The sequence below is a fragment of the Bacillus cereus group sp. MYBK14-1 genome (assembly GCF_051916885.1).
Taxonomy (GTDB): Bacteria; Bacillota; Bacilli; order Bacillales; family Bacillaceae_G; genus Bacillus_A; species Bacillus_A cereus.
Map to the genome: position 1 here is coordinate 44,269 of NZ_JBQAHM010000016.1, position 20,224 is coordinate 64,492.

The following is a 20,224-nucleotide window of genomic DNA, read 5'->3' on the forward strand; positions in this document are numbered from 1 at the left end:
TAGTATGGAGGTTTGACATATGTCTAGAAAAATTGTTGTAGTAGGCGGAGTTGCTGGCGGGGCATCAGTAGCTGCAAGGCTTCGTCGTTTAAGTGAGGAAGATGAAATTATTATGTTTGAACGCGGTGAATACATTTCGTTCGCAAACTGTGGATTGCCATATTATATTGGCGGTGTCATTACAGAAAGACAAAAGTTATTAGTACAAACTGTTGAAAGGATGTCAAAACGTTTTAATTTAGATATACGTGTATTGAGTGAAGTTGTAAAGATTAATAAAGAAGAGAAAACAATTACGATAAAGAATGTAACTACAGATGAAACATATAACGAGGAATATGATGTTTTGATTCTTTCACCAGGGGCGAAACCAATTGTTCCACCTATTCCGGGCATTGAAGAAGCGAAGGCGTTGTTTACGTTACGAAATGTACCTGATACAGATCGTATAAAAGCGTATATTGATGAGAAGAAACCACGTCATGCGACGGTTATTGGTGGAGGATTTATTGGAGTGGAAATGGTTGAGAATTTAAGAGAACGCGGGATTGAGGTTACTCTTGTAGAGATGGCAAATCAAGTGATGCCACCAATTGATTACGAAATGGCGGCATATGTACATGAGCATATGAAGGTGCACAATGTTGAGCTTGTTTTTGAAGATAGTGTAGATGCGTTAGAAGAGAATGGGACTGTTGTACGTTTAAAAAGTGGCTCAGTTATAAAAACAGATATGATTATTTTAGCAATTGGTGTACAACCAGAGAGTAGTTTAGCGAAAGATGCAGGATTAGCATTAGGAGTTAGAGGAACGATAAAGGTAAATGAGAAATTTCAAACGTCTGACCCATATGTATATGCAATTGGTGATGCGATTGAAGTGAAAGATTTTGTTACAGAAACAGAAACGATGATTCCTTTAGCGTGGCCCGCTAATCGTCAAGGTCGCATGTTAGCAGATATTATTCATGGTCATACGGATTCTTTATATAAAGGTACGATGGGAACTTCTGTGGCTAAAGTTTTTGATTTAACAGTTGCTTCGACTGGAGTAAATGAGAAAATATTAAAACGATTAAATATACCCTATGAGGTAGTACATGTACAGGCAAATTCTCATGCGGGATACTATCCGAATGCTACGCCAGTGCTAATAAAATTAATCTTTAATAAAGAAAGCGGAAAAATTTACGGAGCACAGGCTTTAGGGCGTGACGGGGTAGATAAGCGTATAGATGTTATCGCGACGGCAATGAAGGCAAACTTAACTGTAATCGATTTACCGGATTTAGAATTATCATATGCCCCGCCGTATTCTTCTGCAAAAGATCCAGTAAACATGGTGGGGTATGCCGCAAGTAATATAGTAGATGGTTTTGTGGAAACGGTACAATGGCATGAAATAGATCGTATTGTTGACAATGGTGGATATCTTATAGATGTTCGGGAGCCCAATGAACTAAAACAAGGAATGATTAAAGGCTCTATTAATATTCCGTTAGATGAATTACGTGATAGATTGGATGAAGTGCCAATGGACAAAGAAATATATATCACTTGTCAACTTGGTATGAGAGGGTATGTTGCAGCACGTATGTTAATGGAAAAAGGATATAAGGTAAAGAATGTAGATGGTGGTTTTAAATTGTATGGGACAGTATTGCCAGAACGTGTTGTATATTGATATTTTTCATTTTCTATTTCAAGATTTAGTGGAAGGTGAAAACCTATAGATTAAGGTTTTACTTTTTGTTTTGCGAACATATAAGGCGAAAAATAAAAATAGGGGTTTACAAAATACCCTATAGGGTATAATATATTGTCATAGGTTATAAATAGTGACATAATGGTAATGAGGTGATTATAGGATGGAATATAATCAAGATATGAAAAATAGATTGAAACGTATTGAAGGTCAAGTTCGTGGTGTGCTTCGTATGATGGAAGAAGGAAAAGATTGCCGAGAGGTTATTACACAGTTAACGGCATCTCGTTCTGCACTTGATCGTACAATTGGACTCGTTGTTGGAACGAATTTAGAGCAATGTTTGCGTGAACAGTTTGAAAGTGGAAATGGTTCAAATGAAGAGTTAATTAAAGAAGCTGTTCAATTACTTGTAAAAAGCCGATAATCTGTCAAACGTAAGTGTTGACAGATTTTCAAAAACGTTTTAATATACCCCTACAGGTATATGTATATGAATTGTGGAGGAATCGATTATGAGTATAAAAGTGGATATGAGTTTAGATTGTAAAGGTTTGGCTTGTCCGATGCCTATTGTGAAAACGAAGAAGGCGATAGAAGGATTGGCACCAGGGCAAGTGATTGAAGTTAAGGCAACAGATAAAGGATCTACGGTAGATATAAAAAGTTGGGCGAGTAAAGTAGGACATCAATATATCGGGACGAAACACGAGGGTGATGTATTGGTGCATTATGTTAGGAAAGCAAACGAGCATGAAGTGAATGAAGTTGTGAAATATCCACATACAATTACGAATGCAGAATTACAGTCTATATTGTCTCATGGAGAAGAGAGCATTGTATTAGATGTTCGCGAAGCAGCGGAATTTGCTTTTGGCCATATTCCATCCGCCATTTCGATACCATTAGGTGAATTAGACAGCGCAGTGTTAGATGAGACGAAGCAAATTTATGTTATTTGTCGAACTGGTAACCGCAGTGATGTGGCTTGCCAAATGTTGAAAGAGAAAGGTTTTTCAAATGTGAAAAATGTCATTCCTGGTATGTTAGGGTGGCAAGGAAATGTGGAGAAATAAAATTTTTTAAACAAAAATATACCTATGGGGGTAATTAAATGGACATTAAGATGTTACAAGCAAAAGATGTTGCAGAGAAAGTTTTATTCGGAGAGTTATTCATTTTAGATGTTCGTAATGAGACGGATTATGAAGATTGGAAAATTGAAGGGAAGCAAGTTTCTTCTATTAATAAACCTTATTTTGATTTGTTAGATGGTGTAGATCATATTGTAAGTGAATTACCTAAAGATAAAGATGTTTTAGTAGTATGTGCAAAAGAAGGGTCTTCTATATTTGTGGCAGAGCAATTAACAGAGGCTGGATTAGAAAATATTTATTATTTATCTGGTGGTATGAAGGCTTGGAGTGAATATGTAAAGCCTATAAAAGTGGGAGATTTAAAAGATGGCGGAAGTATGTATCAGTTTAACCGTCTTGGAAAAGGTTGTTTATCATATATGGTTATTTCAAACGGTGAAGCAGCAGTTATTGATGCAGTAAGAACAGCCGAGGCATATGAAGAATTTGCGAAAGAGCATGGCGTTACGATTACGAATGTAATGGATACACATTTACATGCAGACCATATTTCCGGAGGACGTAAGTTAGCGGAAAAGGTAGGTGGTACGTATTGGTTACCACCAAAAGATGCAGAGGAAGTTGTCTTCTCATACGAACCGCTTGTTGAAGGATCTGTTATTACGGTGGGGGGTACTAAAATTGTAATTGACGCATTATACTCACCAGGGCATACGATTGGAAGTACGTCATTCATTGTAGATGATTCTTATTTATTATCAGGCGATATTTTATTTGTAGATTCAATTGGGCGTCCTGATCTTGCTGGTAAGGCTGAAGATTGGGTGAGTGATTTACGTAATACTTTGTATAGCCGATATAAAGAGCTATCTCAAAATTTAGTTGTGTTACCGGCTCATTATTCAAAAATAAGTGAAATGAACGAAAGTAGTATTGTTAGCGCAAAATTAAAAGATTTATTTGAGCATAATGCAGGATTAAATATTGAGGATGAGGGAGAGTTCCGTAAAGTTGTAACAGAAAACTTACCACCTCAGCCAAATGCATATGAAGAAATTCGTCAAACCAATATGGGTAAAATTCACCCAAGTGTGGATAAAGAGCGTGAAATGGAGATTGGTCCAAATCGTTGTGCAGTGCACGAATAATGAAATAAATAAAAAATGGAGGAATTGATGATGAATATAAAACAAGTGTTAGATGCGAAAGGTTTAGCATGTCCAATGCCGATTGTAAGAACAAAGAGAGCAATGGATACTTTGCAAACTGGAGAAGTGTTAGAAATACATGTAACGGATAAAGGGTCAGTTAAGGATATTCCAGCGTGGGCAAATAAATGTGGCCATGACATCGTAAAGCTTGAAGAAGAAGGCGATGTGCTGAAGTTTTGGATTAGGAAGGCGTAGTGAAGCAATAGTTTTGTAAATATAGAGAGGTTGGTTATATGAATACAATATTAAGTACGCTTTTCATTGTACTTGCTGCATGGTTTGTTATTTCACGATTTTTACCAGTGAAAGGTGTTCAAAATATAAATGGCAAAGAATTGAAAAGTATAGTGGGGAAAAAGGGGAAGTATTTTATTGATGTCCGTACAGTAGGTGAATATAGAGGGAATCATATGAAAGGCTTTCAAAATATCCCCCTAAATGATCTAGCAAGTAAGGCGAATCAATTAGATAAGAATAAGGAAGTAATCGTTATTTGCCAAAGTGGAATGAGAAGTAAGCAAGCAGCAAAGGTATTAAAGAAATTAGGATTTCAGCACGTTATCAATGTTTCAGGCGGTATGAATGGTTTGTGAGGAGGGAATTTAAAATGAAAGAAATGACAGTAAAAGAATTGGAAGAAAAATTGTTACGTAAAGAAGCAGTAAATATCGTGGACGTACGTGAAGTAGAAGAAGTAGCCGAAGGGAAAATTCCAGAAGCGTGTAATATTCCACTAGGACTATTAGAGTTTCGTATGCATGAGTTGGATAAAAAGAAGGAGTATATTATCGTTTGTCGTTCTGGCGGGAGAAGTGCAAGAGCTGTTCAATTTTTAGAAAGTTACGGTTTTCAAGTAATCAATGTGGTAGGTGGTATGTTAGCTTGGGAAGGAAAAGTAGAATAGGGAGAAACAATTTTCATGAAAAAATACCCCTATAGGTAATTGGAGGGAGAACAATATGGAACAACAGAAGAAAACAACAATCGTTTTATTTAGCGGAGATTATGATAAAGCAATGGCTGCTTATATTATTGCAAATGGTGCAGCGGCGTATGATCAAGAGGTTACTATTTTTCATACTTTCTGGGGATTAAATGCTTTAAGGAAAGATGAACATGTGAATGTAAAGAAAACATTTATAGAAAAAGTATTTGGAAAAATGATGCCACGCGGTGCTGATAAGATGGGGTTATCCAAAATGAATTTTGCTGGTATGGGACCAAAGATGATTAAAGGCATTATGAAAAAACATAATGCAATGCCTTTGCCAGATTTAATTGATTTGGCAAAAGAACAGGGGATTAAACTTGTAGCTTGTCAAATGACAGTAGATTTATTAGGGTTAAAAGAGGAAGAGATTATGGAAGGCGTAGAGTTTGCAGGTGTAGGGGCATATTTAGCAGATGCTTCGGATGGGAATGTAAACTTATTCATTTAATCACCTTCTTTTTAGAAGGAGGGGGATGTAAGGTGAGTGGAGTATTATTACTTTTTATAATTGGGTTTATAGGATCGTTTATATCAGGAATGGTTGGAATTGGCGGTGCAATTATTAATTATCCGATGATCTTATATATTCCAGTATTGTTAGGATTTACTGGCTATACGTCACATGAAGTGAGCGGTATTACAGCGGTACAAGTATTCTTTGCAACTTTTGCAGGCGCCTGGGCATACCGGAAAAGTACTGATATGAATAAAATGTTAGTTGTGTATATGGGAGCTAGTATATTAATAGGAAGTTTTATAGGAAGTTTTAGTGCAAATCTATTAGATGAAAACGCTGTAAATGTTGTTTATACAGTATTGGCGACCATTGCAGCTATGATGATGTTTGTACCAAAGAAAAATAATAGTGGAACAGTTAAGTATAATAAATGGTTAGCAAGTGTGTTAGCGTTTATTGTAGGAGGTGTTTCGGGCATTATTGGAGCTGGCGGTGCGTTTCTTTTAGTTCCTATTATGCTAGTTATTTTAAAATTACCATTGCGCATGACGATAGCGACATCTATCGCTATTACGTTTATTTCCTCAGTAGGGATTACGACTGGAAAAGTGATTACTGGACAAGTAGTTATCATTCCAGCTCTAATTATTGCGGTTGCAAGTATATTTGCTGCGCCACTTGGAGCTCGAGTCGGGAAGAGGATAAATCAAAAAGTACTACAATATATGTTATCGATTTTAATTGTCGGCACTGCTGTTAAGATGTGGATTGATATGATATTGAAATAAAAGGATGGCGCTGCTTGCAGCCCATCCTTTTATTTATGCCCAAATAACTTTCATTAAGTTTTTATATTCGTCATTCGCTAATTTATATAGCATTCTCGTATGTTCAAAGACAAGTGCTGGATTAAAGTTTGGTTCTGAGAATGCAAGAGATGTTGAAATATCAATTGCATTTTGCTTATTTAATGTGAATTTTGCAAAGCGATAAGATGTATTTAATTCATTGATGACATGTAAAATATCATTTGTTGATGTTGCATCAGGTACGTGAGCAACATTGAAGCAGTATATATCCACCGTAGGATGTTCGTTTTGGAAAGCAGCGATAAGTTGAATTTTTGCGCCAGCTTCAGTCTCTAATCCTACTGAAAAATGAACAGAGCCATCATTTTCATCTATATTTTCTTCCATGTATATATCGTTGGATTTTAAGTAGTCTTTAAAATCTGAGATGTTATGTTTTACTGCAGCTTTCATATGTATGAGCCCCCTGATAATTGGAATAGATTGCTACTATTTATTATAATTTAAAAATATTAAAAAAGATAGTTAGAAAGTTCTGATTTTTAATTCTGAAGAAATAAAAAGAAGCCGTACTCTACCTCCATAGAGTACGGCTTCTTTACTATTCATTGTCGTTAGACGATGTTTCTGTATCTTCACTGCTATTTTTGTTCTTATTTTTCACTTCATTGTTACTTGATTCGCGTTCACTTGAATTTTCAGACTTAGATTCTTTTGTCTTTTTCGAATCAGAGTCTGAGTCAGACTTTGTATATGCAGGTAGCCCAAGATGAGTACGAAGTTCATTTGTAACATTAGCTAATTCTTTTTTATCTGGATTGTAGTAGTAAGTTCGACCACCACCAGCAGATTTGCTACAAGTATCGTCACCTTTTGCCATATAGCAATCATCACCTTGGATTTGTAATTTCTCAATTTCCGAATCCGATCCATATTTATAGAATGAAAGCATATCATCAAATGTTAAGTTTGTAACGAATTGGCCGTTAATATCATCAATGATGTTGCCAACTTTTGTTACAGAACCAACACTTGTTAGTTTCTTTAAAATAGCCTCGATAACGAGTTGTTGACGTTGTCCACGCATTGCATCACTATCGATGTGTCTTGTTCTAGCAAGAGCAAGAGCTTCTTCGCCATTTAGCTTTTGAACACCTTTTTCTAGGTGAATAGCCTCAGCATTATCATTGCTATCTTGCTCAGTAAATTCAACTGGTACATCAACTTCAACACCGCCCAAGTCATCGACGATTTTTATAAATGATTTAAAGTTGAATTTTACAAAATAATCGACAGGAACATTCATTAATTTTTCAACTGCATCAATGCTTGCTTGTGGTCCACCATTTTTTCCGTTTTTAGCAGAACCGAATGCATGAGCGTGTGTAATTTTATCTTTTTTCTTTTCTATTGGAATATAAGTATATGTGTCACGTGGGATACTTAATAGTTTAACAGTTTTGCTATCTTTATTAAATGTTGCAAGTAAAAGCGCGTCTGTTCTTATAGCTTCACCATATTCTTTTCCACGGACATCGCTTTCATCAACACCCATTATTAAAACAGAGACATTGTTTGTAATAGGTTTTACAGCCTTATCACGTAAATCAGATTTATCACCGCGTGCTAAATCGTGTGCGGCATTTCGAACAGCAGAAGATGCTTTATTTACTAAAAACCAAGTATAACCGCCGCCTATTAATAAAACGAATAGTATAGCGCTTATAATAATTTTTATTTTTTTCTTATTTTTTTTCGGTTTATTGCGTGTATTTTCTTGCAAAGATGGGTTTTGCTCCATTTCCTGTACTCCTTCATTTGGATTGAAATACGACACTCATATCCACTTATTATAATGAAATTTAGCGAAAAAAAACATTACAAAACATTTACATTTCGTAAAAATTCAATATATTTATAAAAAGTCAGATTTTCTATATTATATTTTTTAGATGTAGAATAAGTATAAGTTGTTTTAGTAGAAATGAAAATATGTATTGTGAGAAAGTGATAGAGAAGTAAGATTTGTTGAAATATAGCCAAGAAGAAATGAGTAAGCTTACTTATTTCTTCTATATAATAAAGAAGAATTTGACGGATAAAGGAGAGAGCATAATGAATCATACATCATTCCGAGCAATCGTTGTGAACGAAAAGGAAAATCATCAGTTTGTAAGAAAAGTTGTTGAGAGAGAAGTAAGTAGTTTACCTGAAGGAGACGTGTTAATACAGGTTCATTATTCTTCATTAAATTATAAAGATGCTCTTTCAGCTACTGGTAATAAGGGTGTTACGAGAACATATCCTCATACGCCAGGAATTGATGCTGCAGGAGTGGTTGTGAGTAGTGAAGATGCTACCATTAAAGCAGGAGATCAAGTTATTGTAACGGGATATGACTTAGGTATGAATACCTCTGGTGGTTTCGGAGAATATATTCGCGTGCCATCATCTTGGGTCGTGCCTTTACCGGAAGGAATGTCATTAAAGGAAAGTATGATGTATGGGACAGCAGGTTTTACTGCGGCTTTGTCGGTATATAAGCTTATTGGAGCAGGAGTCAAGCCTAGTATGGGAGATGTTTTAGTAACGGGTGCTACAGGCGGCGTAGGGAGTGTAGCTGTTAGTATATTAAGTAAGCTAGGGTTTAACGTAGTAGGAGCGACAGGAAAAATGGAAGAGGAAGATATGCTACTACGTCTAGGAGCGAAAAAGGTGATTCATCGCGCGGAATTGAATGATGAATCAGGAAGACCGATGTTAAAAGGGATATACGCGGGAGTTATCGATACTGTAGGTGGACATATGCTAGAAACAGCTTTAAAAACAGTAAAGTATGGTGGTTGTGTAACGACATGCGGTAATGTGGCAGGCCAGGAACTACAAACAACGGTATATCCGTTTATTTTACGAGGTATAAGCCTTTTAGGGATAGATTCCGTGCAATGCCCAGTAGATGTGAGAAGAGATGTTTGGACGCTTTTAGCGAAAGAATGGGGAAATAAAGAGTTACTATCTTATACAGAAGAATGTACATTAGAAGAATTAGAGAAGAAGTTTGCACTTATATTGCAAGGAAAGTTAAAAGGAAGAACAGTTGTTAAAATATAATGAAAAAAGAGACGCTTAAGTTAGCGTCTCTTTCTTATTATAATGATTGTTTTAGATTGATTTTTCCTTGTTCACCTAAAACACCGTCAGCGATATTTACAGCGTGATCGCCAATGCGCTCTAAGTTACTTACCATATCGACGAAGATGATACTTGCATCACCTGAACAGCTGCGTTCGTTTAGACGTAATACGTGACGTTTACGAAGAACACGTTCCATTTGGTCGATTTTGCGTTCTTTGGCAATAACAGTTTGAGCTAGTTCAGTATCGAAGTTTGTTAAAGCTTCAACTGAGTCTTGCAGTGTTGAAATTGTTAACTCAAGCATTTCGTTTAATTCAGCTAATGCTTCATCTGATAGTGAAACACGGTTTGAAATTTGGAAATCTACAAGTTCTACAAGGTTTTCTACATGATCACCGACACGTTCAATATCTCCAACAACACCTGCTAAAACAGAATGTTTTTCAGAATCCGTAGGTGAAAGTGGCTTTTCTGATAGTAAAACTAAATACTCGGTAATTTTTTTATCTAAATTGTTAATAGCTCCTTCTAATTGAGTAGCCATGTTTGCGTGTTTTTTGTCGTGTGTATTTAAAAATTGATTTGCTTCTTTTAATCCATGTAATGAGAACTCAGCCATACGGATAATCTCTTTTTGAGCTTCAGTTAAAGCGATGGCTGGAGATTGTTCAATAAAGATTGGATTTAAATGTTGTGGTTTGAAGTCAATCGCTGCATCTTCACCACGAATAATTTTTGTTACGATCCATGCTAACACTGCAATGAACGGGAATTGAATGATTGTATTTGTTACGTTAAATGTTCCGTGTGCAAATGCAATAGTCATTTCTGGATTCAAGTTTAATGATGTTTGGAAATATTGAATTAAACTTGTAAATGGTATTAATAAAATTGTAAAGATAATTGTACCGATAATATTAAAGATAACGTGAACTAATGCTGCACGTCTTGCTGCAATTGAAGTACCGATTGCTGCTAATACAGCTGTAATTGTTGTACCGATGTTATCACCGAATAATACAGGAAGAGCTGCTTGTAAATCGATTGCACCTTGACCGAATAGTTCTTGTAAAATACCGATTGTTGCACTTGAACTTTGTACAATTAAAGTAAAGACTGTACCGACAACAATTCCTAAAATTGGATTATCACTCATGCTCACTGTTAATTCTTGGAATGATTCTAAAGAACGAAGAGGTTTCATACCTGCGCTCATTAATTCTAAACCGAAGAATAACATACCAAAACCGAATACAACTTGACCTACAGAATGTACTTTTTTATTTTTAAAGAAGAATAGTAAGATTGCTCCAACTGCCATAACTGGGAGAGCATATTCTCCGATTTTAATTCCGATAATAAATGCAGTAACTGTCGTACCGATGTTTGCACCCATAATAACACCGATTGCTTGTCTTAATGTCATAAATCCGGCACTTACAAGTCCGACTGTTAAAGCGGTTGTTCCTGAACTGGATTGGATTAATACAGTAACTAACATACCTGCTAGTACACCCATAAGTGGGTTTGTTGTAAAACGATCTAGAATATCGCGAAGACGATCTCCAGCTGCTTGTTGCAGTCCATCGCCCATGTATTTAATCCCGAATAAGAAAATACCTAATCCACCAATGAACTGGAAGATCATATCTTGAACATTATATTCCACGCATTCCACTCCTTAAATTTCATGTACGATGTAATTATTAACTGAACCTTGAGTCACTGTAAACGGTTTGCTAGTAAAATTTACACTAAATTTACAAAGGGAATAAAAGTTTACAATCCCTTAAAGAAACAACTGCATTTCATTGGTTTTTATCTTGTATAAATCTTAATTTTGTAAAGAAATCACACTTTTTAGAATAATGTTGTTCAGTCGAATATCAAGGAAAGCGTATGCAAGTTCATCGTATATTTTTTGATGAACGTTAAAAAAATATGTAGGGAAATGCATGTAGTTTTAGAACAGCAAAATGAGGGAAAACAATTCTTTTAACATGATAAAAAAGCCACTGAATTATCCAGCAGCTTTTTCCGTGTTTTTATCGCCATGCTTTTGTTTTCTTATGCTTGTAATGTAAATGAAGAGAAAAGCAATAAGTAATAGAGAGGAGTAACGATATACAGTTGCATAGTTTGTAAAGTGAGCAATAAATCCAAAGATAATCGCTCCAGCGCCGATTCCAAGGTCAAATGCGGAGAAGAATGTAGCAGTTGCTACGCCGCGTCGATGCGGTGCTACGCGGTCAATCATCCATGCTTGTAGTGCAGGTTGGATCGCTCCAAAACCACTTCCGTAACATGCTGCAGCAATAATTAAGCTCGGAATTGTCGTCGTATACGACAATAAAATAATACCTGTAAACGTTATAATAACTCCCGGAATGATGACGAATGTATGGCCTTTCGCATCATATAGCTTTCCAGAGAATGGACGTGTCACAGCGATTGCTAGTGCGTTACATAAAAAGAAGAGACTAATATCAGCTATGCCGACTTCTGTAGCAAATAGTGTGATAAAACTTCCGATTCCTCCGTACATTAATGTAATACATAATATTAATAATGAAGGAAGTAAAGCTTTACGCTCAATAAATCCATCGAGAAAAGTACTAGATGATTGTTGTGGAGGCTGTTTCGTTTTTTGGATTTGAAGTAGTTTCGTTAATATTAATGAAACAATTGTGCACGATAATGCACATAAAAAAAGAATTGTGAAGTTATATGTTTGCATAAGCCATAGTCCGATAAGTGGACCGAGGGCCATTGCAAGTGTTCCAGAAAGACCAAAATATCCCATGCCTTCTCCGCGGCGAGCTGAGGGAATTAAATCAGAAACGACAGTTCCATATGTAGTCGTTGTAATGCCGAAACCAGCTCCGTGCAAAATACGAACAGCAAGCAAGAGAAAAATAGTTGAGGCGAAAAGGTAACTGCCCATAGCGAGTAAACAGATAGCAGTACCGATCATTAAAATGATTTTTTTATTGAATTTTTGCAAGGCGTTCCCAGTTAGCGGTCTAACAAAAAGTGCCGCAACGGTAAACATGCCGACAACAAATCCGATATTTGAACTTGTGCCACCAATTTCTTTCACATAAACAGGTAAGGTTGGAATTAACATTTGAAACCCTAAAAACATACATAAGTTTGCAAAAATTAAAGCAACAAACTCTTTTGTCCATAACGGTTCTCGTTTTACGAGTATTGCTTCTCCCATATATTCATCCCCTATATAAAATTTTCTCTTTTCTTTCGAGTATATGTATTGGCCAATGCAACAGTCAAGGAAGGTGTCTTGAAAACGGATAACAATTTTTAAGGTGAAAAACTGACAAATTTGTGTAAAGGCTACACAACTATGAAAAAAAGATGTAAAGTATAGATGTATAGACTTGTAGGTGTTAAGAATGATAGAAATTGTTTTTTCTTTAAAGAAAGCGGATTCAAAGGAGTAGTGAACAAGAAGGGGATATATACTTTTTCACTACATATATTTGAAAAGGTTTACAATATGATGAAGAAAGAGGCGTGTACATATGAGACGATTAGGTATTTCTATTTATCCAGAACATTCAACAGTAGAGAAAGATAAGGAGTATTTAACATTAGCAAGTAAATATGGGTTTACACGTGTGTTCACATGTTTATTATCTGTGGATGGAGAAAAAGAGAAAATTATTGAAGAATTTAAAGAAACGATCTCACATGCGAATGCATTAGGGTTCCAAGTATTAGTGGATATTAGTCCATCTGTTTTTGAACAATTAGGTATTTCGTATAATGATTTATCATTCTTCCATGAATTGGGTGCGTACGGTATTCGTTTAGATGTTGGTTTCTCAGGATTAGAAGAATCAATTATGACTTATAATCCGTATGGTTTGAAAATTGAGATTAATATGAGCAATGGTACGAAGTATGTAGATAACATTATGAGTCATAGACCAAATCGTGAAAATTTAATTGGTTGTCATAATTTTTATCCGCATCGTTATTCAGGGTTATCATACGATCATTTCATTAAATGCTCGAAACAATTTAAAGATTACGGTATGAGAACGGCTGCTTTTATTTCATCATTTGATGCAACATACGGACCTTGGCCAGTAACAGAAGGGTTATGTACATTAGAGCAGCATCGTGAATTACCGATGACAACACAGGCGAAGCATTTATTTGCGACGGAATTAATTGATGATGTTATTATTGCAAACGCATATGCGTCAGAAGAAGAATTACAAGCACTAGGTGCATTAAATAAAGAGAAACAAACATTTGATATAGAACTATATGATAGAACGACAGAATTAGAAAGAATTATCGTATTAGACGAACCACATTTTTATCGCGGAGATGTATCTGAATATATGATTCGTTCTACACAAAGTCGTGTGAAATATAAAAAAGAAGAGTTTAAACCTCATAATACGCGTGAAATTAAGCGTGGAGATTTATTAATTGATAATGAACAATATGGCCAGTATAAAGGCGAATTACAAATTGCATTAAAAGATATGGTGAATACAGGAAAAACAAATGTAGTTGGTCGAATTGTAGAAGAAGAGATTTTCTTACTAGACTATTTACAAGCATGGGATAAATTCGGATTCACATTAAAGAAATAGAGAGAATATAAAGGGGAAAAACTACTGATTTCAGCAGCTTTTCCCCATTTATATATAAAGAGCGAGAGGAAGAGCTATGACAAAGGTGCATCAGCGATTAATTTCTATTTTAGAGGAATTTTTAGAAGAGAAATCGATGTTAAATCGAGCTTTTTTAGCGGGCCGTTTACATGTATCGACGAAGACGATTCAAAAGGATATAAAATTATTAAATGATATATTGGAAGAAAATGGAGCGAAAATCGAATCGCAAAGAGGGACTGGGTACGAATTAGAAATTATACAAAAGAAGAAATTTGAAGACTTTTGTGTGAGTCTATTTCAAAAACAGACGGAAAAGATCCCAACTTCTTATGAAGAAAGAATAGCGTACATTCTGCAGCGTGTTTTAATGACAGAGGGATATGTGAAGCTTTCAGAATTAGCGGAAGAGATGTATGTGAGCAAATCAACGGTCAATTTAATTATGAAAGATGTTACAGATATATGTGGTCGCTATAAATTACAAATTGAGAAGAGACCGTATTATGGTATACGTATTGTTGGAGAGGAATTTAATATTCGTTCTTGTTTATCACAATATGGTTTACCGCGTTATGACCATACTCCGTTTCATGAGCAATTTGAGCAGACGGAGACATATTTATCGCTACCGCATATATCACTCATTCGTTCAATTATATTAAAGTATATTGAAGGCGGAACAATATATTTATCTGATATAGAAATTGATAATTTAGTCATTCATATTGCAATCGCATTAAAGCGTTGTCAAAGTCAACATTATATGAAAGGACTGCATGCGGAGCAATCAGAACTTATAATAAAGAAAGAATATACAATTGCGAAGCAGATTTTAGGAGATTTAGAGAAAGCGTTAAAATTTTCATTTCCAGAAGAAGAAGTATTATATGTGACGATGCATTTATTAAGTACTGCTGTTACAACGAGAAATCGCTATGAAAATATAGAAGAGCTATTAGGGAAAGATATATATGCATTTATGCAACATATTCTTTTTAAAGTAGCGGAAGAACGGAATCTTATTTTTTATTATGATGAAGAATTATTATTTGGATTTGGTATTCATTTAAAAACGTTATTAAATCGTTTGAAGTATAAGTTAAATACGAGAAATCCTCTTTTGGCAGAAGTGAAAAAGAATTATCCGTATGCTTTTGAAATTGCGGTTCTCGTTGGAGATATCATTGGTGAATATACGGGTGAATCGATCCCTGAAAGTGAAATTGGTTATATTGCAATTCACTTCGGTGGAGCTATGAGCCGTTTGCAGGAGCAAAATCAAAAGAAAAGATGCTTATTAGTTTGTGCGACTGGTCAAGGAAGTGCCCAACTATTAAAATATAAAATTTTATCACAGTTCCGAGATAAATTAGAGATTGTAGGTATTACAGGCTATTATCAATTGAAAGTAGAAGATCTTTATAAAGAAAAAATAGATTGTATTATTAGTACGATTCATATACCGAGTGGCTTGCCTGTTCCAGTTATAAAAGTGAATTCAATATTTGATGATAAAGAGATTAAATCGATTGGTCAGCGGTTGTTTACGCATGTGAATACTAGTGTGCAGCCTTATATTAAGGAAGATTTAATCTTTTTAAATTATAGTGCTTCTACGAAAGAGGATGTTATTCAGTTTTTATGTGAGAAAGCTGCTGAGAAACGCTATGTACCAGAAAACTTTTATGCTTCTGTTATGGAAAGAGAAAATACGTCTCCGACAGCGGTTGGGAATTCAGTTGCAATCCCGCATCCGATGCAATTATTAAGTGAGGAAACTTTTTTGATGTTTTGCACACTTGAAAAGGCTGTTGATTGGGGAGATAAAAAAGTACAAGTAATTATTTTATTTAGTGTAAAGCGCAATAATAATGAAGATTTGCAAAGGCTTTATGATTTTTTATATGATATTATGTCTAGTCAAACTACGATAGAGAAACTTACTCAGACCGAGGTAATTGAAGATTTTCAAGAGATTTTATTATCATTTTGAAAAAGTATATAAAAACTTCCGTTACATAACGGAAGTTTTTTATGTTTAATTGTATGCGTTTTCATAATAAGATGGAAATATAGAAAACATATAGCTTGGGGGAATTTAAAATGGCTGATATGCAAACTCCATTTGCGTTAATTTTACATGGTGGCAATGCGAGAAGTGCGGCGCTTGAAGCAATTGCTTTTGCAAGACAAGGAGATTTCGGGAATGCCGGTGAAAAGATGAAACTTGCTAGTGAGGAAATTTCAGCAGCGCATCGTATTCAAACGGATTTAATTCAAGAAGAGGCAAGAGGAAATCATGCAGAAATTAGTTTACTGTTGGTGCACGCACAAGATCATTTAATGAATGCAATTACAGTGAAAGAACTGGCTGAAGAATTTATTGCTCTTCATAAACGAGTAGAAGAGAAAGTGACCGTATAAGATGTACATTTTATTATGTTGTGCAGCAGGTATGTCAACGAGTATGGTCGTAAGAAAAATGCAAGAAGAGGCAAAGAAACAGGGGAAGAATTATAAAATTAAGGCAGTTGATTCAGAACTAGTGAAGCTTGAAATTAAGGAAGCCGATGTCGTTTTAATTGGCCCACAGGTGAAATATTTATTTCCAGCTGTAGAGTTTCTTGCAAATTCATACAATATACCAGTTGCGATTATAGACCAACGAGATTATGGCATGTGTGATGGTTTGAAGGTGCTTAAGCAAGCAGAACAATTAGTTTTAGCATAATTATATCTTTTTAAATATAAACATTATAATGTTATAAAGTTTATTTCATTCTTTTATAGTAGAGAGAAAGAGGAGGGCTATTGATGAATGGGTTTATGAGTTTTATGGAACAAAAGATTATGCCAACAACGCAAAAGATTGCAGGACAACGACATTTATTAGCAATTCGAAACGGGGTTATTTCTACATTACCGTTAACGATCGTCGGATCATTTTTTGTTATCTTTTTAAATTTACCAATTGATGCATATATGGAATGGATCGCACCGTTTCGCCATATTTTAGATATTCCATTCCGATTTACAGTAGGACTAATGGCGTTATACGCAGCGTTTGGTGTAGGGGCTTCGCTCGCGAACTTTTATCAGCTCAATCAGTTAAGTGCAGGGTTATTATCTGTACTCGCCTTTTTACTAGCATCAGTGGAACCAATTCAAATTACGAAAGCTGTACCAGGTGTTATTGATGCAGGGAGATATATTTCAGTAGGAACATTAAGTGCAACGTCTTTATTCGGCGCAATTGTTACAGCATTAATTGCAGTAGAAATTTATCATTTTATGATTAAGCATAATATCTCGATTAAATTACCAGATAGTGTACCACCAGCAGTTTCAAATTCGTTTGCAGCATTAATTCCAACATTAGCAGTTATTCTTTTATTCTGGGGCATTCGCTACGGTTTGAAATTTGATGTGAATACAACGATCACATATTTAATCGCACCATTAAAATCAGTATTAGTAGGAAATAATTTATTCGGTGGTTTATTAACAGTATTCTTAATCGTGTTTTTCTGGTCATTCGGTATACATGGACCAGCGATTTTAGGACCAATTATTCGTCCGATGTGGGATTCAGCAATTCTTGAAAATATGGAAGTATTCACGGCTACAGGAAATGCACATCAGTTACCAAACTTATTTACAGAGCAATTTATTCAATGGTTCGTATGGATTGGCGGATCAGGCTCAACGTTAGCTTTAGTAATTATGTTTATGTTCTCTAAATCTAAGTTCCTAAAAGAGTTAGGTAGATTATCATTCGTACCAGGTTTATTCAATATTAACGAACCAATTATTTTTGGGGCACCGATTGTAATGAACCCAATTCTAATTATTCCGTTCGTTATTACACCGTTAGTGACAACGACAGTATCATATTTTGCAGTTGTTTCAGGTATGATTCCACTTATGATGGCGAAACTGCCATTTACGATGTTAGCACCAATTGCAGCGGTAATTAGTACGGACTGGACAATTATGGCTGGTGTACTTGTACTTGTTAACTTTGTCATCTCATTCGTTATTTACTATCCATTCTTCAAAATGTATGAGAAACAACAATTAGCAGGAGAGGAGAAAACAGAATGCTCGGAGCAATTATCATCTTAATTACATTCGTGGTCGGACAGTGTATTGCCCATTATTCGAAATGGGTACAAAGTAAATCTTTATTAGTGTTACTACTAGTATCAGTTTTATTTATCGGTTGTTCAATGGGTGCATATGTAATGTTAGGATTGCAATCACCGTACGTAATTATTGTACCGACAATTTTATGTGCAACGTGTTTATCTGCAAAATATAGATTTACGAGCATGGCATTAATACAACGTGTGAAGGAGATGCAAAAGCATGGAGCGTAAATTAGGAATTTCACTTTATCCAGAACATTCAACGAAAGAAAAAGATATGGCTTATATTTCCGCAGCGGCACGACACGGTTTCTCAAGAATATTTACTTGTTTGTTATCTGTGAATCGTCCGAAAGAAGAAATTGTAGCTGAATTTAAAGAGATTATCAATCACGCAAAAGATAACAATATGGAAGTTATTTTAGATGTAGCTCCAGCTGTGTTTGATCAGCTTGGTATTAGTTATAGCGATCTATCATTTTTCGCAGAATTAGGCGCAGACTGTATTCGTTTAGATGTAGGTTTTGACGGATTAACGGAAGCGAAAATGACGAATAATCCGTACGGTTTAAAAATTGAGTTAAATGTAAGTAACGATATTGCGTACTTAGAAAATATTCTTTCGCATCAAGCGAATAAATCAGCTTTAATTGGTTGCCATAATTTTTATCCGCAAAAATTCACTGGTCTTCCATACGATTATTTCATTCGCTGTAGTGAACGCTTTAAAAAGCATGGTATTCGCAGTGCAGCCTTTATTACATCACATGTCGCAAACATCGGTCCATGGGATATTAACGATGGATTATGTACATTAGAAGAGCATCGTAATTTACCAATTGAAGTACAAGCGAAGCATTTATGGGCAACAGGGTTAATTGATGATGTCATTATCGGAAATGCTTATGCGAGTGAGGAAGAGTTAGAGAAACTAGGAAACTTAAATCGCTACATGTTACAGCTAAAAGTGCACTTTGTAGACGAAGCGACTGAAGTAGAGAAGAGAGCTACGCTGCAAGAATTACACGTAAGGCGCGGCGACATAACAGAGTATATGGTACGTTCTACAGAAGTACGTAAAAAGTACAAAGATTATGACTTCCCAGTGCGTGAAAGTGTGCTGCAGGAAAGAGGGCAAGTTGTAATTGGAAACAATTCATTTGGTAAGTATAAAGGTGAACTGCAAATCATTCTGAAAGAAATGCCGATAGATGAACGGAAAAATATCGTCGGTACAATTGCAGAAGAGGAGTTATTCTTACTAGATTATGTAGGAGCTTGGACGCAGTTTACTTGTGTGGAATAGGGAAGATAGGGGGCGTTCCAAATTTTGGACCGCCTTTTTAATATTAAAGTACTTTTAACGTCAAAATTTGTCGGTAAATCGATATCTCTTGTCGAATCGTTGATATATTATAAGTTACGATAGATATATTCGAAAAATCGTTGATATATTGTAGGTTACGATAGATATATTTGAAAAATCGTTGATATAATTTCATTTACTATGTCATTTTTCAGTAGTTTAATAGAGTAAAAAAAGAGCCAGTCTCAACGATGAGACTGGCTCTTTTTTATAACTAGTTTAATACTTTAACTGTAACTGTTTTACGTCCCCAGCTACTTGATGAACCTTTATCTGGCATTAAAACGTCGATTTTATTACCTTTAATAGCTCCACCAGTATCACCAGCGATCGCTACTCCGTAACCTTCAACCCATACTTTTGAACCTAATGGAATGACACTTGGATCAACTGCAATTAGTTTCATGTTTGGATTAGCTGTTAAGTTGTGGCCTAAAGCTGATTTTACTTGGTCGCCTGCTTTATAACCATTTTCAAGTGGATCTGCTGTGTAAGCTGTTGCTACAACACGTAACTCACGAGAAGATGATGGTGCACTTGTTTCAGTTTCTTTTGCAATAGGTTGTTGTGTAGCTGGTTTTTGAGCTTTAGCCGCTTCTTGAGCCTTAGCCGCTTCACGAGCTTCAGCTGCTTCTTGAGCCTTAGCCGCT

22 protein-coding genes are annotated in these 20,224 nt (G+C 35.5%); 17 read left to right on the top strand and 5 right to left on the bottom strand.

Annotated elements, in window-relative coordinates; all coding sequences use genetic code 11:
• Positions 1-19 precede the first annotated feature (19 nt).
• The 9 genes from cdr (at position 20) to ACTFR3_RS26600 (ending at position 6,249) form a co-directional block, all read left to right on the top strand.
• Complete coding sequence (gene cdr, locus ACTFR3_RS26560; RefSeq protein WP_017673121.1) at positions 20-1,684, top strand: CoA-disulfide reductase; 1,665 nt, start codon at positions 20-22, stop codon at positions 1,682-1,684.
• Positions 1,685-1,868: 184 nt separating this feature from the next.
• Positions 1,869-2,132, top strand: coding sequence for a metal-sensitive transcriptional regulator (locus ACTFR3_RS26565; RefSeq protein WP_000456206.1), 264 nt, complete (start codon positions 1,869-1,871; stop codon positions 2,130-2,132).
• 88 nt (positions 2,133-2,220) lie between these two features.
• Positions 2,221-2,781, top strand: coding sequence for a sulfurtransferase TusA family protein (locus ACTFR3_RS26570; protein WP_000023949.1), 561 nt, complete (start codon positions 2,221-2,223; stop codon positions 2,779-2,781).
• 38 nt (positions 2,782-2,819) lie between these two features.
• Positions 2,820-3,950: an MBL fold metallo-hydrolase gene (locus ACTFR3_RS26575; RefSeq protein ID WP_000351930.1), complete on the top strand. Its 1,131-nt coding sequence runs from the start codon at positions 2,820-2,822 to the stop codon at positions 3,948-3,950.
• Positions 3,951-3,977: 27 nt separating this feature from the next.
• A complete protein-coding gene (locus ACTFR3_RS26580) occupies positions 3,978-4,208 on the top strand; it encodes a sulfurtransferase TusA family protein (protein ID WP_002182462.1) in 231 nt (76 codons plus the stop codon).
• A 38-nt stretch (positions 4,209-4,246) separates the two neighbouring features.
• Complete coding sequence (locus tag ACTFR3_RS26585) at positions 4,247-4,606, top strand: rhodanese-like domain-containing protein (RefSeq protein ID WP_001092317.1); 360 nt, start codon at positions 4,247-4,249, stop codon at positions 4,604-4,606.
• Positions 4,607-4,620: 14 nt separating this feature from the next.
• Positions 4,621-4,917 (top strand): rhodanese-like domain-containing protein, encoded by a 297-nt coding sequence (locus ACTFR3_RS26590; protein WP_000661817.1) that lies wholly within the window; start codon positions 4,621-4,623, stop codon positions 4,915-4,917.
• 55 nt (positions 4,918-4,972) lie between these two features.
• Positions 4,973-5,452 (top strand): DsrE/DsrF/DrsH-like family protein, encoded by a 480-nt coding sequence (locus tag ACTFR3_RS26595; protein ID WP_000437741.1) that lies wholly within the window; start codon positions 4,973-4,975, stop codon positions 5,450-5,452.
• Between the two features lie 32 nt (positions 5,453-5,484).
• The gene (locus ACTFR3_RS26600) at positions 5,485-6,249 is read left to right on the top strand and encodes a sulfite exporter TauE/SafE family protein (protein WP_017656920.1); all 765 of its coding nucleotides are present in this window, start codon (positions 5,485-5,487) and stop codon (positions 6,247-6,249) included.
• Between the two features lie 33 nt (positions 6,250-6,282).
• Here ACTFR3_RS26600 and ACTFR3_RS26605 read toward each other — a convergent pair whose 3' ends face one another.
• Positions 6,283-6,723 carry a hypothetical protein gene (locus ACTFR3_RS26605; RefSeq protein ID WP_000642362.1) on the bottom strand — a complete coding sequence of 147 codons (441 nt, stop codon included), beginning with the start codon at positions 6,721-6,723 and terminating at the stop codon, positions 6,283-6,285.
• Positions 6,724-6,871: 148 nt separating this feature from the next.
• On the bottom strand, positions 6,872-8,071 hold the full coding sequence (locus tag ACTFR3_RS26610; RefSeq protein WP_000437391.1) for an LCP family protein: 1,200 nt from the start codon (positions 8,069-8,071) through the stop codon (positions 6,872-6,874).
• 314 nt (positions 8,072-8,385) lie between these two features.
• On the opposite strand from ACTFR3_RS26610, the gene ACTFR3_RS26615 reads away from it, so the two are divergent.
• Positions 8,386-9,381 (top strand): YhdH/YhfP family quinone oxidoreductase, encoded by a 996-nt coding sequence (locus ACTFR3_RS26615; RefSeq protein ID WP_017656918.1) that lies wholly within the window; start codon positions 8,386-8,388, stop codon positions 9,379-9,381.
• A 37-nt stretch (positions 9,382-9,418) separates the two neighbouring features.
• On the opposite strand, the gene ACTFR3_RS26620 is transcribed toward ACTFR3_RS26615, so the two are convergent.
• Positions 9,419-11,074, bottom strand: a complete 1,656-nt coding sequence (locus ACTFR3_RS26620; RefSeq protein ID WP_048538589.1) for a Na/Pi cotransporter family protein — start codon at positions 11,072-11,074, stop codon at positions 9,419-9,421.
• Positions 11,075-11,425: 351 nt separating this feature from the next.
• Positions 11,426-12,628 (bottom strand): MFS transporter, encoded by a 1,203-nt coding sequence (locus ACTFR3_RS26625; RefSeq protein WP_000503245.1) that lies wholly within the window; start codon positions 12,626-12,628, stop codon positions 11,426-11,428.
• A gap of 319 nt (positions 12,629-12,947) precedes the next feature.
• Between ACTFR3_RS26625 and ACTFR3_RS26630 the strand changes: the two genes are divergently transcribed.
• The 7 genes from ACTFR3_RS26630 (at position 12,948) to ACTFR3_RS26660 (ending at position 19,514) form a co-directional block, all read left to right on the top strand.
• The gene (locus tag ACTFR3_RS26630) at positions 12,948-14,036 is read left to right on the top strand and encodes a DUF871 domain-containing protein (protein WP_059304125.1); all 1,089 of its coding nucleotides are present in this window, start codon (positions 12,948-12,950) and stop codon (positions 14,034-14,036) included.
• 76 nt (positions 14,037-14,112) lie between these two features.
• Entirely contained in the window at positions 14,113-16,053 is a 1,941-nt protein-coding gene (locus ACTFR3_RS26635; RefSeq protein WP_000169796.1) for a BglG family transcription antiterminator, read from the top strand.
• Between the two features lie 110 nt (positions 16,054-16,163).
• A complete protein-coding gene (locus ACTFR3_RS26640) occupies positions 16,164-16,484 on the top strand; it encodes a PTS lactose/cellobiose transporter subunit IIA (RefSeq protein ID WP_000774631.1) in 321 nt (106 codons plus the stop codon).
• Between the two features lies 1 nt (position 16,485).
• A complete protein-coding gene (locus ACTFR3_RS26645) occupies positions 16,486-16,791 on the top strand; it encodes a PTS sugar transporter subunit IIB (protein ID WP_000275642.1) in 306 nt (101 codons plus the stop codon).
• An 83-nt stretch (positions 16,792-16,874) separates the two neighbouring features.
• Positions 16,875-18,185 carry a PTS sugar transporter subunit IIC gene (locus ACTFR3_RS26650; RefSeq protein WP_001013053.1) on the top strand — a complete coding sequence of 437 codons (1,311 nt, stop codon included), beginning with the start codon at positions 16,875-16,877 and terminating at the stop codon, positions 18,183-18,185.
• Entirely contained in the window at positions 18,161-18,439 is a 279-nt protein-coding gene (locus ACTFR3_RS26655) for a hypothetical protein (RefSeq protein ID WP_000900048.1), read from the top strand. Before ACTFR3_RS26650 ends, ACTFR3_RS26655 begins: the two co-directional genes overlap by 25 nt.
• Entirely contained in the window at positions 18,429-19,514 is a 1,086-nt protein-coding gene (locus tag ACTFR3_RS26660) for a DUF871 domain-containing protein (protein ID WP_440044984.1), read from the top strand. The genes ACTFR3_RS26655 and ACTFR3_RS26660 overlap by 11 nt, the downstream gene beginning before the upstream one ends.
• A 274-nt stretch (positions 19,515-19,788) precedes the next feature.
• On the opposite strand, the gene ACTFR3_RS26665 is transcribed toward ACTFR3_RS26660, so the two are convergent.
• Positions 19,789-20,224 (bottom strand): 3D domain-containing protein (locus ACTFR3_RS26665; RefSeq protein ID WP_440044985.1); only part of this gene is annotated, 436 nt, incomplete at its 5' end.